13 protein-coding genes and 1 pseudogene are annotated in these 15,093 nt (G+C 71.2%); 8 read left to right on the top strand and 6 right to left on the bottom strand.

The features are described from left to right. From JMF90_RS05000 to JMF90_RS04980, 5 genes and pseudogenes are all read left to right on the top strand, one after another. Positions 1-90 (top strand): annotated as a pseudogene (locus JMF90_RS05000) (response regulator); the annotation flags it as partial. Positions 91-95: 5 nt separating this feature from the next. After that, positions 96-1,148 (top strand): CmpA/NrtA family ABC transporter substrate-binding protein, encoded by a 1,053-nt coding sequence (locus tag JMF90_RS04995; protein ID WP_011547601.1) that lies wholly within the window; start codon positions 96-98, stop codon positions 1,146-1,148. 140 nt (positions 1,149-1,288) lie between these two features. Next, positions 1,289-1,888, top strand: coding sequence for a uracil-DNA glycosylase family protein (locus JMF90_RS04990; RefSeq protein ID WP_006478925.1), 600 nt, complete (start codon positions 1,289-1,291; stop codon positions 1,886-1,888). Between the two features lie 88 nt (positions 1,889-1,976). Continuing rightward, positions 1,977-2,918 carry a helix-turn-helix transcriptional regulator gene (locus tag JMF90_RS04985; protein WP_011547600.1) on the top strand — a complete coding sequence of 314 codons (942 nt, stop codon included), beginning with the start codon at positions 1,977-1,979 and terminating at the stop codon, positions 2,916-2,918. A 117-nt stretch (positions 2,919-3,035) separates the two neighbouring features. Further along, positions 3,036-3,734: a fumarylacetoacetate hydrolase family protein gene (locus JMF90_RS04980; protein ID WP_011547599.1), complete on the top strand. Its 699-nt coding sequence runs from the start codon at positions 3,036-3,038 to the stop codon at positions 3,732-3,734. A 56-nt stretch (positions 3,735-3,790) separates the two neighbouring features. On the opposite strand, the gene JMF90_RS04975 is transcribed toward JMF90_RS04980, so the two are convergent. The 4 genes from JMF90_RS04975 to JMF90_RS04960 all read right to left on the bottom strand — a co-directional run bounded on the left by JMF90_RS04975 (position 3,791) and on the right by JMF90_RS04960 (position 9,282). Continuing rightward, positions 3,791-4,330: a DUF4303 domain-containing protein gene (locus JMF90_RS04975; RefSeq protein ID WP_011547598.1), complete on the bottom strand. Its 540-nt coding sequence runs from the start codon at positions 4,328-4,330 to the stop codon at positions 3,791-3,793. A 126-nt stretch (positions 4,331-4,456) separates the two neighbouring features. Then, positions 4,457-5,668 (bottom strand): multidrug effflux MFS transporter, encoded by a 1,212-nt coding sequence (locus JMF90_RS04970; protein WP_011547597.1) that lies wholly within the window; start codon positions 5,666-5,668, stop codon positions 4,457-4,459. Between the two features lie 239 nt (positions 5,669-5,907). Then, positions 5,908-7,503 (bottom strand): trypsin-like peptidase domain-containing protein, encoded by a 1,596-nt coding sequence (locus JMF90_RS04965; RefSeq protein ID WP_171984319.1) that lies wholly within the window; start codon positions 7,501-7,503, stop codon positions 5,908-5,910. Positions 7,504-7,803: 300 nt separating this feature from the next. Then, positions 7,804-9,282 (bottom strand): PLP-dependent aminotransferase family protein, encoded by a 1,479-nt coding sequence (locus tag JMF90_RS04960; protein ID WP_011694762.1) that lies wholly within the window; start codon positions 9,280-9,282, stop codon positions 7,804-7,806. Between the two features lie 195 nt (positions 9,283-9,477). Here JMF90_RS04960 and JMF90_RS04955 point away from each other — a divergent pair, with 195 nt between their 5' ends. Next, a complete protein-coding gene (locus JMF90_RS04955; protein WP_041489387.1) occupies positions 9,478-10,680 on the top strand; it encodes a GNAT family N-acetyltransferase in 1,203 nt (400 codons plus the stop codon). Between the two features lie 24 nt (positions 10,681-10,704). On the opposite strand, the gene JMF90_RS04950 is transcribed toward JMF90_RS04955, so the two are convergent. Further along, positions 10,705-11,187 carry a DUF3331 domain-containing protein gene (locus JMF90_RS04950; protein ID WP_011547593.1) on the bottom strand — a complete coding sequence of 161 codons (483 nt, stop codon included), beginning with the start codon at positions 11,185-11,187 and terminating at the stop codon, positions 10,705-10,707. 41 nt (positions 11,188-11,228) lie between these two features. After that, entirely contained in the window at positions 11,229-12,437 is a 1,209-nt protein-coding gene (locus JMF90_RS04945; RefSeq protein WP_041489386.1) for a CynX/NimT family MFS transporter, read from the bottom strand. Between the two features lie 211 nt (positions 12,438-12,648). On the opposite strand from JMF90_RS04945, the gene JMF90_RS04940 reads away from it, so the two are divergent. Together JMF90_RS04940 and JMF90_RS04935 are read left to right on the top strand one after the other, a co-directional pair. Beyond that, positions 12,649-13,389 carry a GNAT family N-acetyltransferase gene (locus JMF90_RS04940; protein ID WP_011547591.1) on the top strand — a complete coding sequence of 247 codons (741 nt, stop codon included), beginning with the start codon at positions 12,649-12,651 and terminating at the stop codon, positions 13,387-13,389. Positions 13,390-13,735: 346 nt separating this feature from the next. Further along, on the top strand, positions 13,736-14,800 hold the full coding sequence (locus JMF90_RS04935; RefSeq protein WP_011547590.1) for a 2,3-butanediol dehydrogenase: 1,065 nt from the start codon (positions 13,736-13,738) through the stop codon (positions 14,798-14,800). Positions 14,801-15,093: the final 293 nt, after the last annotated feature.

Below are 15,093 nucleotides of genomic sequence, written 5' to 3'. Positions count from 1 at the left end.
TATGCGGCGCTGCGCAAGCGCGCGATGGATCAGGGCCTGCGCATCGTCGACGTCGCGCGACAATTGCTCGACGCGTCACCCCAGCCATGAGTGCCATGCATACCTCTCCTCCCGCCGCGCCGGAACGCGCGCATCTTCGCCTCGGGTTCGTCGCGCTCAGCGACGCGGCCCCGCTGATCGTCGCGCAGCGCCTGAACCTCGGCGCGCGTCATGGCCTCACGCTCGAATTGAGTCGCCAGCCGTCGTGGGCGGCCGTGCGCGACAAGCTGCTCAGCGGCGAGCTCGATGCCGCGCACGCGCTGTACGGGCTCGTCTGCGGGCTGCAGCTCGGCATCGGCGGCCCGCAGGCCGACATGGCCGCGCTGATGGTGCTGAACCGTAACGGCCAGGCGATCACGCTGTCGCGCGGCCTCGCCGACGCGTACCGCGAAACCGCCAACGTGCGCGCCGCGTTCGCGACGCTCGGCCGCAAGCCGCTGCTCGCGCAGACCTTTCCGACCGGCACGCACGCGATGTGGCTGAACGCGTGGCTCGCGTCGCACGACGTCGATCCGCTGCGCGACGTGCGCAGCGTCGTGATCCCGCCGCCCGAAATGGTCGCCGCGCTCGCGGGCGGCGAGCTCGACGGCTTCTGCGCGGGCGAGCCGTGGCACGCGGTGGCCGAAGCGTGCGGCGCCGGCCGCACCGTCGCCGTCACGAGCGAGGTCTGGCCCGATCATCCGGAGAAGGTGCTCGCGACGCGGCGCGATTTCGTCGCGCTGTATCCGGCCACCGCGCGTGCGCTGGTCCGCACGCTCGTCGATGCGTGCGCGTGGCTCGACAGCCCCGCGCACCGTCGCGAGGCGGCCGACTGGCTCGCGTCGCCCGACGCGCTCGGCGTGCCGGCCCGGCTGATCGCGCCGCGCCTGCTCGGCGACTACGGCGCGGGGCCGTTCGCCACGCCGCCGCTGCCGATCCGCTTTCACGACGGCGGCGCGGTGAACCGGCCCGATCCGCGCGAGGGCCTGTGGTTCCTGTCGCAATACCGGCGCTGGGGCATGCTCGACGGCTCGCACGACGACGCGGGCATCGCCGCGGCGATCGCGCAGACCGCGTTGTATGATGCTGCGGTCGCCGAAGGCGGCGCAGCGGGCCCGTCGCAGGCGTAGGGCGTAGCCGTAGGCGCACCGCGCAGTGCAGCCGGTGCGCGTCGGGGTCACGCCGAGCCGGCGGCCTTGCCGCTGCCCGCCTGTGCCGCCCATGCCGCTCGCACGGCACCGCCTTGCCACTCCGTCCCCGCTCCGAATCGATGCCGAAACGAACGCGCGCGCCGCTCGACGTGCTGCTCACCGAAATCCGCGCGTGCCGTGCATGCGAAGCAGACCTGCCGCTCGGCCCGCGCCCGGTCGTGCGCGCGCATCGCGACGCACGCATCCTGATCGTCGGGCAAGCGCCGGGCGCACGCGTCCATGCCAGCGGCATCCCGTGGGACGACGCGAGCGGCAAGCGGCTGCGCGGCTGGCTCGGCGTCGACGCCGACACCTTCTACGACGAGACGCGCTTCGCGATCGTGCCGATGGGCTTCTGCTACCCGGGCCGCGGCGCGAGCGGCGACAACCCGCCGCGCCCCGAATGCGCGCCACTGTGGATGGACCGGCTGCTGGCCGAACTGCCGTCGGTCCGGCTCACGCTGCTGATCGGCCAGTACGCGCAGCGGCATTTCCTGCGCGGCGCGCGCAAGGCGACGCTGACCGACACCGTGCAGGCTTGGCGCGACTACGGCCCCGCGATCCTGCCGCTGCCGCATCCGTCGCCGCGCAACCAGGCATGGTTCAAGCACCATCCGTGGTTCGACGCCGAGGTCGTGCCCGAGCTGCGGCGCCGGATCGCATCGCTCGCGGCAGGCTGACCGGGGACGCGGGGCCGCGCCCGTCCCCGTCGCGCCCGGTTCGCTGTACCATCGCGGCTCAACCGCGTCACGAACAACACGATCCTTCATGCCCTCCACCGCCCCGCCGCGCCTGTACGGGATGCCCGAACGCAGCGACCGGCTCGACTTCTACATCCGCGACCAGGCGTCGCGCCAGGCAATCACCGAGCCGCACCGGCACGCGTATTTCCAGATCCAGTTCAACCTCGGCGGCGACACCGAGCAGCGCATCGGCGGCGTCACGCGGCCGTTTCCGCGCGGCGCGCTCGCGTTCGTGCTGCCGCACCGCGAGCACCTGATTCCGCATCCGGAAGGCGCACACTTCATCGTGATCAACTTCAGCCAGGCGTTCCTGCGCGCCGATCTCGACGTCGATCCACTCGATCTCGAGGACGTGCCCGCACACCGTTTCCCCGAGCTGACGCCGTTCCGCTTCCAGGAGCACCTCGATTTCATCCTGACCGGCGATACGTACGACGAAGCGCGCCGCCTCGCGCTGTGCATGCTCGACGTCGATCGCGTGCGCACGTTCGGCTCGACCACGCTGCTGCGCGGCTACCTGCTGCAGTTGATCGGGCTCGTCTGCACGCAGTACGCGGGCGCGCTCGACAAGCTCGCGCAGCGCGGCGCCCAGCGTGCCGGCCGGCGCGACGCGCTGGCCCGCGTGCTGCGCCACGTGCGGGCGAACCTGACCCGCGAGGACCTGACGCTCGCCGCGACCGCCGAAGCCGCGTTTCTGTCGCCGAACTACCTTGCGCACCTGGTGCGCAAGGAAACCGGCAGCACCTTCACCGATCTCGTCACCGAGCGGCGGATCGCGCTCGCGCAGTCGCTGCTGGCCCACACCAGCCGGCGCATCGCGGACATCGCCCGCTCGGTCGGCTTCCGCGACGAAGGGTATTTCGCGCGGCGCTTCCGCGCGCGGGTCGGCGTGTCGCCGAAGGCGTACCGCGACGCGAACGCCGCATTGCCCGCCGCCGACGACACGCAAGCGGCCGCCGACGCGTAGTTTTGTCCCGGTAAAACGCAGTTGCGTCGCATCCCGGCGCACGCGCGTCGGGTATCGTTGCACGCATGCCGGCCGGTGCGCCGGCCATCCGTCTTCCTACCGAACGAGGCCCATCCGATGTCCGCCTATGTCATCGACGCCGCCGAGCGTCCTTCCGTCGAAGTCGAACAGTCGTCCGCGCGCTTTCCGGTGCGCCGCGTATTCTGCGTCGGCCGCAACTACGCCGACCACGCCCGCGAAATGGGCGCCGACCCCGACCGCGAACCGCCGTTCTTCTTCACGAAGCCGGCCGACGCGATCGTCCCGGCCAGCGGCACGGTCGCCTATCCGCCGCTGACGAACGATCTCCATCATGAAATCGAGCTGGTCGTCGCGATCGGCAAGGACGGCCGGTCGATCGACCCGGCCGACGCGCTGTCGCACGTGTGGGGCTACGGCGTCGGCGTCGACCTCACGCGCCGCGACCTGCAAGCCGAAGCGAAGAAGCTGAGCCGGCCGTGGGACTGGGCGAAGGGTTTCGACGCGTCGGGCCCCGTGACCGCGCTGCGCCCCGCGACGGCCACCGGCCATCCGGCCGCCGGCCGCATCTGGCTCGCGGTCAACGGCGACACGCGCCAGCAAGGCGACCTCGCCGACATGATCTGGCCCGTGCCCGACGTCATCGCGTACGTGTCGCGCTCGGTCGAGCTGAAGGCCGGCGACCTGATCTTCACCGGCACGCCGGCCGGCGTCGGCGCGCTGCAGCCGGGCGACCGCGTGACGGGCGGCGTCGACGGCGTCGCGACGTTCGAATTCGTGGTCGGCGCGAAGCCGTAACATGCCATGCAGGGCGGCCGCGTGCCCGGGCCGCCCAGGCGATACCGCGTTGCCGGTCAGTCGTAGCGGCGCAGGAAGGCCTCGGCGACGGCTGGCGGATTCAGCGCTTTCGCCGACGCGTTTTCCAGCGCCTCAGCCGCGTCGTCGTCGCTGATCGACACGAACAGCGTGATGGCCGCCCGGTCGTCGCCCGTGCCGAACACGCCGTCGCGATCGAGCAGCCGCAACGCCTCGATCATGTCGGTATGCAGTTGCCGGGAAAATTCCGCGAATCGCGACCGGACGAACTGCGGGCTCAGCACCTCGTCGGCCAGCCGGCCGCAGATCGCGTTGAACGGCGAGGCCTCGGCCGCCGCGTACGCCCACTCGGCCACGCCCCACACGAACCACGGATCGTCGTCCGCCACCGCCTGTTGCGCGCGGACCCGGCGCAGCCCTTCGACCGAATTGGCGGCCGGCACCACCGTCATCGCGCCGCTGTCGGTGTACAACGCGAACGCATAGAAATGTTCGTCCGGGTGCAGCGCCCGCAGCGCCCTGAAGGTCGCCCTCGCGGCATCGGCAATATCCCGCTGGAAATCAGAAAAGTCGCTCATCGCATCCTCGTCCAGTCGCCCTGCGCGCTCGTCGGGGCACGCGGCGCGCGAATCGTGCGTCGTGTCCCGGCATGCGGCGGATTGTCCGTCATTCCGCCGCGCGCCGGTACCGGGGCGCACCCGCGCTCACCGTCCGGCGTCCCGGCCGTCGAACGCCCGCACGCACCCGGCGGCCGCCAGTGCGATCGCCGCCGACAGCAGCATCATCGCGAGCGGCAGGTAGCCTGCGTTGCGCGGGGTCAGCAGCGCGCCCGTCAGCGACGACAGCGCGGCGCCGCCGCCGATCGTCATCGCGCCGGCCAGCCCCGATGCGCTGCCAGCCAGTTCCGGGCGTACGGACACCGCGCCCGCATGGGCGCCGGGATTGCTCAGCCCGTTGCCGATGCCGACCAGCACGCACGGCCCGAACCACGCGAGCGCATGGGTCACGCCGCCGAACAGCAGCGCAAGCCCGATCAATGGCCCCGCACACGCGACGAGCCGCCCGCACAGGATCGTCGTGGCCAGCGCATGGCGGCGCGCGACCCGCGCGGCCAGAAAGCTGCCGCAGACGAAACCGGCCGTGATCGTCCCCATGTAGAAGCCGATCTCCGCGGGCGGGATGCCGAACAGCGTTGTCGCGGCGAGCGGCGCACCGGCCAGGAACGCATAGAACGCGCCCGTCGAGAACGCCATGCACAGCGCATAGGCCCAGAAACGGCGCGCACGCAGCAGCGCCGGATACGCGCGAAGCTGCTGCCCGAAGCTCGACGGCCGGCGCGTATGGGTTTCGGCGAGATCGCGCACGCACCAGGCAAACAGCGCGGTGCCGACTACGGCCAGCAGCCAGAAGCTCGCGCGCCAGCCGACCGTCTGGTCGAGCGCACCGCCGAGTGTCGGGCCGAGCATCGGCGCGAACGCGGCCGCCATCGCCGCGTAGCCGATCCGGCTCGCCGCGCGCGCGCCGCCGTCGGTATCGCGGATCGCCGCCATCGACACCGGATAGACCGACGTGATCGCCGCCTGCATCAGCCGGCAGCCGAGAAACACGTGGATATCGGTCGCCATCGCACAACCGAGCGAACCGAGCGCGAACAGCGCGACGCTCGTCAGCACGATCGGCCGCCGCCCGAACCGGTCGGACAGCGGCCCCGTCACGCATTCGAGCGACGCGGCCACCGCCGCATAGCCGCCGAGCGACAGCGCGACGAGCGCATAGTCGGTATGCAGGTCGCGCACGATCGCCGGCAGCGACGGCAGGAACAGGCTCAACGGCAGCACCGACAACGCGCACAGCACGATCAGCGTGGCGTGCCGGGGCGACGCCGGGTCGGAAGTAGTCGACAGGTTCGATCGCAAGCGGATGCCCTCCCGCGCACGGGCCTCTCGGCCGTGCGCAACAAAAAAAAGCCCCCGAACGAGTCGGGGGCGCATGGGTGCCGGCGCGGTGCCGCTACCGGACCCTGCGCCTGTGGACGACTACGATGAAGCAAGTGGTTTTCATGTCGAATGGCTCTGCCGAATGGCTCCTGAATACGTGGCGGACCGCTCGCGGTACCCGACGATGTTAGGCGGACGACAGCCGCCGCGTCAACGCGCTACCGCGTGCGCACCGACACGAACTTCCGCGCGTTGTTGCGCTGGATCAGCACGGCGATCACGTTGCCGCCGCTCGCTTCGAGCATCGGCACGTCGTCCGGCGTCTCGAGCAGCGTGTCGTTGAGTTCCAGCACGACGTCGCCCGGCTGGATGCCGGCGCGCGCGGCGGGGCCATGTACCGCGTCCACCATCATCCCGACCGCGAGCCCCGTCGAGCGGCGCTCGTTGTCGCTCAGCGCGTGCATCGTCAGGCCGAGGCGATCGCCGCGGTCACCGCCACCTGTGTCGCCGGGCTCTCCGGCGGCCGGCCCCGGCCGTCCAGCGGCCTTCGGCGCGGCCATGCCGACCGTCGCGGGCGCGCCGCCGCCCGCGTCGTCGGCGCCGGTGATCGTCAGCGTTACCGGCGCACGGTTGCGGATCACGCGCAGCGGCGCCTTGCTGCCGGGCGGCAGCGCGGCGGCAAGGTCGTTCAGTTCGGCCGAACGGCCGATCGCCTTGCCGCCCATCTTCACGATCACGTCGCCGGGCTTCAGGCCGGCCGCGGCGGCCGGCGAGCCGGGCGCGACGCCGTTGACGAGCGCGCCTGCCGGACGCGGCAGCCCGAACGCCGCGGCCAGACCGACGCCTACGTCCTGCACGTCGACGCCGAACGCATTGCCCGACGGCGCGTCCGGCGCGGGCGCCTGAGCCTGCTGCGCCTGCATCTGCGCCTGCTGTTGCGCGCGCAACTGGGCACGCACCTTGGCCGCGAATGCGATCGGGATGGCGAACGTCGTGCTCGCGTAGCGGTCGGCGCCCGGATAGACCTGCACCGCGATGCCGATCACGTCGCCCGCGCGATTGAACACGGGGCCGCCGGAGTTGTCCGGGTTCGGTGCGATGTCGGTCTCGAAGAACGGGAATGCGCTGCCGTCCGGCAACCGGCGCGACGTCGCGCTGACGATGCCGGCCGTGACCGTGTTGCCCGATCCGTCCGGCGCGCCGATCGTCATCACCGGTTCGCCCGCGCGGACTTTCGACGAATCGCCGATGCGCACGAACGGCAGCTTCGTCGCGTCGACGCGCAGCACGGCGACATCGCTTTGCGGATCGACGGCCAGCACCGTCGCCTTGAATTCGCGGCGGTCGGTGAGCCGCACCGTCACGTCGGTCGCCTCGTCGACCACATGGGCGGACGTGAGGATCAGGCCATCGGCGCTGACGATGAAGCCCGAACCGCTGCCGGACACCGCACGCGGCGCCGCCGTATCGGGCGCCGGCGCCTGCGGCCCCTGCGCGGGCACCGGCGCGCCGTGCCGGAAGAACGCGGCGAGCGGATCGTCGGGATCGAGCGCGGCAAAGGCCGGCCCGCCGGTTTGCGGATCGGGCGTGGCGGCCAGGATGGTCACGACCGCCGGGCCGTAGCGTTCGACGATCGCCGGGAAGTCGACCGGCATCGCGTAAGGCGCGGCGGGTGGCCGCGCCTTCATCGCCGGCGGTGCAGCGTGCGGCGCGAGGGTGCCGGCGACGGCGGCGGGCAGCGGCAAACATCCGGCAAACACGCCCCCGATCAACGCGGTGCGAAGCACGGCGCGAGCAAGCGTCTGGCAAACCACGGTGCCACCTCCCCCGGCAGCCGCGACGCCACCCTGCGCGAGACGCGCAGGCGCCCGACAAGCACCGGTACACCCCACCATTTATAGCCCACGCGCAGGTTGGAACATACGAATCGAAACCCGTATGCCGGGACGCGTCGTGACGGCGGAACCGCGAGGGCATTCGTTTCGAACAAAGTGCGCGGTTCGTCAATCCGAATATCCACCACGCATCGGTGCGCGCGTCACCGGCATCGTTGCGATCTGCGATCGCGGCCGATCATTGGCCTGTCGCGCATTACCGACCGCGAAACCATCCCGTCACGCATCCCCCGCGCCCACCCGCTCCGCGATCGCCGACACCATCCGCAACATCGGCTCGAACGCATCGGCCGACGTATTGCCGAAACCAAGCACGAGCCCGTTGCCGGCCCGCGCCGCATCGATCGCGAAACCCGACAGCGGAAACGGCCCGATGCCATGCGCGCGCGCCGCTTCGACGATCGCGCGATCGCGATACCGCGCCGGCAACCGCAGCGCGAGATGCAGCCCGCACGGGCCGCCCTCGACCTGGTGCGGCACGCTCAGGCTGCGCTCGAGCGCGGCGAGCAGCAACCGCCGCCGGTCGCGATACAGCCGGCGCATCCGCCCGAGATGCCGGCCGTACTCGCCCGTCTCGATGAAGTCGGCGAGCGCGAGCTGCACGTGGCGCGTCCCGCCGCGCAGCATCTCCGGTAGCGCCGGCCGCACGGCAGCCAGCAACGCGTCGGGCAGCACGAGAAAACCGATCCGCAGCGCCGGAAACATCGTCTTGCTGAACGAGCCGAGATAGACGACCGGCGAATCGGGCGCCAGCCCGTGCATCGCGCCGATCGGCTCGCCGGTGTGACGGAATTCGCTGTCGTAGTCGTCCTCGATGATCCACGCGCGATGGCGGCGCGCCGCGTCGATCAGCGCGAGCCGACGCGAGATCGACAGCACGGCGCCGGTCGGGAACTGGTTCGACGGCGTCGTGTAGACGAGGCGCGGCGTCCGCTCGCGCCAGTCGTCCGGTTCCGCGCGCAGCCCTTCGACGTCGACCGGCATCGGCACGACGTCGAGGTCGGCCGCCTGCATCGCGGTGCGCGCGCCGCGATAGCCGGGCTCCTCGACCCACACCGTATCGCCCGGATTCGTCAGCAGTTGCGCGCACAGTGCGATCGCCCCTTGTGCGCCTTCGGTGATCACGATCTGCTCGGGATCGCAGCGCACGCCGCGCGTGACGGCCAGGTGGCGCGCGATCGATTCGCGCAACGCGCGCTCGCCGAGCGGATCGCCGTACGCCAGCAGCTCGCGGCCGGCGCGACGCAACGCGCGGTCGATCGCATGCCGCCACGCATCCACCGGGAAATGCGACAGCGCCGGCACGCCCGGACGAAAGCCCTCCGATTCGCCGGTGCCGACGAGGCTCGGGCGAATCCGGCCGAGCCGCTGCGCGACGGCCGGCGGCGCGGCACGCCGGCGCGGCGGCGTGGGCCGCGACAGCCCGACGACCCGCGTGCCGCGACGATCCGATTGCAGGAAGCCTTCGGCGACGAGCTGCTCGTACACGGCGGCCGTCGTATTGCGCGACACGCCGAGCGTTTCGGCCAGCGCGCGCGTGCCGGGCAGCCGCGTGCCGGCCGGCATCGCGCCGCCGAGAATCGCGTCGCGCACACGGCGCAGCAACTGGCGCTGGAGCGACGGTGCGCCGGGCGTGCGCGCCAGCGGCGCATCGAGCGGCAGCAACGGTGCGTCGCCGGCAGGAAAGGCAGTCGTCATCGGAACATCGCAGCGTGAAAAGATCGGAACGTGACGCCCGGGCGAGCGTCGCACGGTGACCGGCGCGCGGCTGGCGGCCCGAGATCGTGGCACCATAAATTTACCGCTCGCTGGCGCTTCTCATGGTACCTCGGCGGGACTACGATCGTCTGCATGCCGGCATGTCGCCGGCCGCCAACCGAAGCGAGATCGACCTTGCCCACGCTCACCAACGCTTTCCAGCAGCCCATCGGCCACCCCGTTCCCGACTGGTCCGCGCGTCCGCGCCCGGAGCGCATCGTGCTCGAAGGCCGCTACTGCCGGCTCGAGCCGCTCGACGCCGAACGCCACGCCGCCGATCTGTATGCCGCCTACGCACAGGCGCCCGACGGCAGCGACTGGACCTATCTCGCACACGGCCCGTACGCCGACGAATCCGGCTACCGCGACTACGCGCGCGGCGCGCAGGCGAGCACCGATCCGCTGCACTACACGGTGATCGACCGCGCCACGGGCCGCGCGGTCGGCACGCTCGCGCTGATGCGCATCGATCCGGCCAACGGCGTGATCGAGGTCGGCTCGGTCACGTTCTCGCCGCTGCTCAAGCGCACGCCGGTGTCGACCGAAGCGCAGTTCCTGCTGATGAAGTACGCGTTCGACACGCTCGGCTACCGGCGCTACGAATGGAAGTGCGACGACCTGAACGCGCCGTCGCGCAAGGCGGCTGCCCGCCTCGGCTTCCGCTACGAAGGCACGTTCCGGCAGGCGATCATCTACCGCGGCCGCAATCGCGACACCGCGTGGTTCTCGATCGTCGACGGCGAATGGCCGGATGTGCGTGCCGCGTTCGAAGCATGGCTCGCACCGGAGAACTTCGACGCGCAAGGCAACCAACGCCAGTCGCTCGCCGCGATCCGCCACGCGCAGGCCAGCGCGCGCGATGCCGCCGGCCGCGCGAACGACGCCACGCGCGTCACGGTGCGCCCGCTGGTCGCCGCCGACGAAGCCGCGTGGCGTCCGCTGTGGCAGGGTTACCAGAAGTTCTATGACACCGCGCTGAGCGACGCGGTGTTCGCGACGACCTGGGCGCGCCTGATGGACCCGGCCGAGCCGATGTTCGTGCTCGGCGCGTTCGACGCGTCGGGCGCACTGGTCGGGATCGTCCATGCGATCTACCACCGTTCGTGCTGGACCGAAGGGCCGTACTGCTACTTGCAGGATCTGTACACGGCGCCCGACGCGCGCGGGCAAGGCGCGGGCGGCGCACTGATCGAGGCCGTGTACGAACGGGCGCGCGAAGCCGGCGCGAGCCGCGTGTACTGGCTCACGCACGAGACCAACACGACCGCGCGGGCGCTGTACGACAAGCTCGCGAACAATGCCGGTTTCATCCAGTACCGGCACGATCTGAAGAAGTAACGTCGCGCCGCCGCCAGCCGACGTTCAGCCACGAACATCGGCCGGATGGCGTGCGTCGCCGTCCTCCGGCGTGGCGTCGCACGCCGCACCGTCCATCCCCGGCAGCGCTGCCGGGCGGATCATCTCGTCGCCATTGGCCGGCACGGGCCGCCGCACCGGCCGGAACACCGGCTCGCCCGGCTCGATCGGCTGCCCGGAAAGCGCGCAGCGGCCGGGCTGCAACGCGACGCGCAGCCGCCAGCGCTGCTCGCCGTAATGACACCGGCCGCTCTCGACCCAGCGCACCAGCAGTGCGTCGTCGCCCGCCTCCAGCACCGTGACGAACAGTTGCGGACGCAACGGCGATGCCGCGGCCGTCGCGTGCTCCGGAATCGGCGCACGGCCGATCGTCACGAGCGGATGCGCGACCACGCCGCCGCGCGACGGCATCGCGTCGTCTTCGTCGAACGCGGACGCGTCGCACGACAGGTCTTCTTCGCAGATCGGGCTTTCCATGGTGTTGAGCATGCTTGACGAATTTCCGTGCAGGTTGAACGACGCCGGCGCGTTCAGCGCCGGCCCATCGGTTCGCGCAGCAGGGACAGGCCGATCGCCGCGCCGACGGCGGCGGCCGCGAGCATCAGCCCGATGCCGCCCGACCAGCCGAATGCACCGACGATCACGCCGATCGTCAGCGGCCCGATCACCTGGCCGAGATAGTTGCCCTGCACGACCCAGCCGATGCTGAGCGGCGCCAGCGACGGCGACGGGGCGGAGCCCGGCGCGCACGCGAGAATGGTCGCGGGCAGCATCCCGGCCATCGCCGAAAACGCGAACCCGAGCGCGACCGCGAGCGGCGCGGGTGTCGCGGCGCTGAAGAGGCCCGCGCCCGCCGCGCCGATCGCGACCGACGTCGCCGCCATCACGATCCCCGGTCGCGCCCCGCGCGACAGCAGCCAGCCGGCCGTCAGGTTGCCGATCACGCACGCGGCGACGATCGCCGCGCTGATCAGCCCCGCCGCGCCGACCGCGACGCTGAGGCGCTGCATCAGGAACACCGGCAGGAACGTCATCACCGCGAAGAACTGCACGTTGTAGGTCGCGAAGCCCAGTGCGAGGAGCGTGGTCGAGCGCGACGCGAGCACGGCGCGCAGCGCGGGGCCGATGCGCGTCGTCGCCTGCCGCGACGGCGCGTCGGCCGACGTCGTGACCGGCACCGCGGCCGCCGCGACGAGCGTCAGCGCCGCGGCCGCGAGCCAGCCGTTGCGCCAGCCGCCGAGCAGCGGCCCGACCAGCATCGACAGCGCCATGCCGGCCGGCATGAAGGTGCTCCACAGGCCGAACGCGAAATTGCGCCGTTCGGGCGGCGTCACGCGGTTCAGCACGGCCGGCGCAGCGACCACCACGATCACGAACCCGAGGCCTTCCGCGAAGCGCGTGGCCAGCAACAGCGCGAAGCTGCCGGCCCAGGCGCCGGCCACGCTCGACAGGCCGAGGATGACGAGGCCCGTCACCAGCAGCCGCCGGTCGCCCCAGCGCCGCACCAGCAGGCCGGCGGCGATCCCGCCGAACACGCCGACGAACGGAAACACCGACATGATCCCGCTCAGCGACGCGAACGAGCCGCCGAACTCGTGCTGGAGCGACGGCAAGCCGATCGTCGCCTTGCCGACGTGCAGCGCCGACACTATGCTCGCCAGCACGACGTTCGCGACGGCGGCCCGGTAGCTGCGCGCCGGCAGCGTGGCGGCATCGGCCGCGACAGGCGATTCGGTCATCTTCACCTCCGTTGAAGCGGCGGCGTGCAACGGGATGTCTCACGCGGCCGCAATCGGACTGGCGCACATGATACAAATTGAAGTTAACTTCAAGTAAAGGGGCAGCGCGCGCAACGATCCGTTTCGGCGACGGTGACAATGGCCGTCGCGACACGCGACGGCATCCTGGTCTAAGCTGTCCGCTTCGTCCGACAACGCCGCGCCCCTCCTTATGTCGACCGCCTCCCCTGCACCGGCCACGCTGTTCCCGCTCGACGAAGCCTGGACGGATTTCCCCCGCCGCAAGGCGGCCGTGCGCACCTTCATCGCCGGATACTGCGCCGCGCGCGACCGGCGCGACGCGCCGCTGCACGACGGCCCGGACGGCCATGTCGTACAGTTCGACGGCGCGATGGGCCGGCCTTTCGAGCATTTCACGATCGAGGGGGCGCCCGTGTCCGCCGCCGGCCCGTTTGCGGTTGGCGCTTGGATCACGCGCTACGGCGCGGCGCCGCTGCCGCCCGCGCTGCACGGCCGGACGCGCCGGCTGACCGACGAGCATTTCATGGCCGCGGATATCGACGGGCTGTCCGGTGACGACGCGCTCGCGCTCTCGCTGGCCTGCGACACGCCTGACGCGATCGACGCGTTCAACGCCAGCGGCGCCTTCCCGCCGTTCCAGCGGAATCCGGCCGCGTTCCTGTTCGCGCACCGGCTCGACGGGCAGATCGCGGCCACCGCGCGCTACGGCTTCGCGTCGCCGCGCGATATCGTCGTCGACCGCGTCGGAACGGCGGATGCCTACCGGCGTCGCGGCCTTGCGACGCAACTGCTCGCCGCGATCGTCGCGCACGCGCGGCACCGCGGCGCGCGCCGCGTATGGCTCATCTCGACCGAAGCCGGCCAGCCGCTGTACCGTGCCGCCGGATTCACATCGCTCGCCGCGGTTGCCGTGGACGAAGTGCTCGCCTGAACGCGGATCGAGCAACGCCCCCCGTTGCGGTTCGTCTCGCGATTCGTCTCATTGCGCTGAGACGAACGTCCCGGCGTCTCACTCGCCTCGCTGTTTCGCTGTCGCAGCAAATTCGGCGCCCCATTCGTTCCGAACCCCCTCCGGTCGGCAGAAAGTGACATGGTGCAACGCACGCCACGCGCACCGTCGACCGCCACGCACCACCGCACTTCGCGCTGGCCCCGTTCCTGCATACCGTCGATCGCGCAATCGCGCGACGGGCGCACCGGCAGCATTGCCGCGCGCCCGACGACAACCTGACGGAGACAGCAACGTGAGTACACCGGCACCGAACATCGCATCCAGCATGAAGGCCGCCGTCTGGCATGGCCGCCACGACATCCGCGTCGAAGAGGTTCCCGTTCCGGAGCGCCCGCCCGCCGGCTGGGTCACGATCCGCGTGCACTGGTGCGGCATCTGCGGCTCCGACCTGCACGAATACGTCGCCGGGCCGGTGTTCATCCCGGTCGACGCGCCGCATCCGCTGACCGGCCTGAAGGGCCAGTGCATCCTCGGCCACGAGTTCAGCGGCGAGATCGCCGAGCTCGGCGCGGGCGTGTCGGGTTACGCGGTCGGCGACCGCGTGACGGCCGACGCGTGCCAGCATTGCGGCACCTGCTGGTATTGCCGGCACGGGCTGTACAACATCTGCGAGAACCTCGCGTTCACCGGGCTGATGAACAACGGTGCGTTTGCCGAATACGTGAACGTGCCGGCCGAACTGCTGTACAAGCTGCCGGACAATTTCCCGACCGAGGCCGGCGCGCTGATCGAACCGCTCGCGGTCGGGCTGCACGCGGTGAAGAAGGCCGGCAACATCGTCGGGCAGACCGTCGTCGTGGTCGGCGCGGGCACGATCGGCCTGTGCACGATCATGTGCGCGAAGGCGGCGGGCGCCGGGCGCGTGATCGCGTTGGAGATGTCGGCCGCGCGCAAGCAGAAGGCGCTGGAGGTGGGCGCGAGCGTCGTCATCGATCCGAAGACGTCCGACGCGATCGCCGAAGTCAGGGCGCTGACCGGGGGCTACGGCGCCGACGTGTCGTTCGAATGCATCGGGCACACGGCCACCGCGAAGCTCGCGATCGACGTGATCCGCAAGGCCGGCAAGGCGGTGATGGTCGGCATCTTCGAGGAACCGGCGCCGTTCAACTTCTTCGACATCGTGTCGACCGAGAAGGAAGTGATCGGCTCGCTCGCGTACAACGGCGAATTCGCGGACGTGATCCGCTTCATCGCCGACGGCCGCATCGACGTGCAGCCGCTCATCACCGGGCGCATCGCGCTCGGCGACATCGTCGCGCACGGCTTCGAGGAGCTGGTCAACCACAAGGACCGCAACGTGAAGATCATCGTCCAGCCGGCCGTCGCCTGACCGCCCGCGCGCGGCCGCGGCTTCGATTCACGCCGCGCCGCGCAGGCTCGCGCACCGCAAACGCAACCGCAAACGCATTCCGATCGGCGCCTTGCCGCGACGCGACGACGCGATCGTGCAGCGCGCCCCGGCCCAGCAGCGGTCGCGTGCGCCGATCCCTCTGGCGGACCATGCACTCGCATACCGGCTACAGCCGATGCCGTCGCGGCAGGCGACACCGCAACCCCGCACGATTCTTCGATATACTGAATCGAACCCTTTTCGGGACAACCGGGGGCAACCACGCGTTGCGT

Source organism: Burkholderia sp. E168m23, from assembly GCF_016586125.1.
Classification (GTDB): Bacteria; Pseudomonadota; Gammaproteobacteria; order Burkholderiales; family Burkholderiaceae; genus Burkholderia; species Burkholderia orbicola.
This window is presented reverse-complemented; position numbering and strand designations above follow the sequence as displayed.

Coding starts and splice junctions, on each gene's coding strand:
- JMF90_RS04995 (WP_011547601.1), top strand. CDS start 96: ATGCATACCTCTCCTCCCGCCGCGCCGGAACGCGCGCATCTTCGCCTC.
- JMF90_RS04990 (WP_006478925.1), top strand. CDS start 1,289: ATGCCGAAACGAACGCGCGCGCCGCTCGACGTGCTGCTCACCGAAATC.
- JMF90_RS04985 (WP_011547600.1), top strand. CDS start 1,977: ATGCCCTCCACCGCCCCGCCGCGCCTGTACGGGATGCCCGAACGCAGC.
- JMF90_RS04980 (WP_011547599.1), top strand. CDS start 3,036: ATGTCCGCCTATGTCATCGACGCCGCCGAGCGTCCTTCCGTCGAAGTC.
- JMF90_RS04975 (WP_011547598.1), bottom strand. CDS start 4,330: ATGAGCGACTTTTCTGATTTCCAGCGGGATATTGCCGATGCCGCGAGG.
- JMF90_RS04960 (WP_011694762.1), bottom strand. CDS start 9,282: ATGACGACTGCCTTTCCTGCCGGCGACGCACCGTTGCTGCCGCTCGAT.
- JMF90_RS04950 (WP_011547593.1), bottom strand. CDS start 11,187: ATGCTCAACACCATGGAAAGCCCGATCTGCGAAGAAGACCTGTCGTGC.
- JMF90_RS04945 (WP_041489386.1), bottom strand. CDS start 12,437: ATGACCGAATCGCCTGTCGCGGCCGATGCCGCCACGCTGCCGGCGCGC.
- JMF90_RS04940 (WP_011547591.1), top strand. CDS start 12,649: ATGTCGACCGCCTCCCCTGCACCGGCCACGCTGTTCCCGCTCGACGAA.
- JMF90_RS04935 (WP_011547590.1), top strand. CDS start 13,736: ATGAAGGCCGCCGTCTGGCATGGCCGCCACGACATCCGCGTCGAAGAG.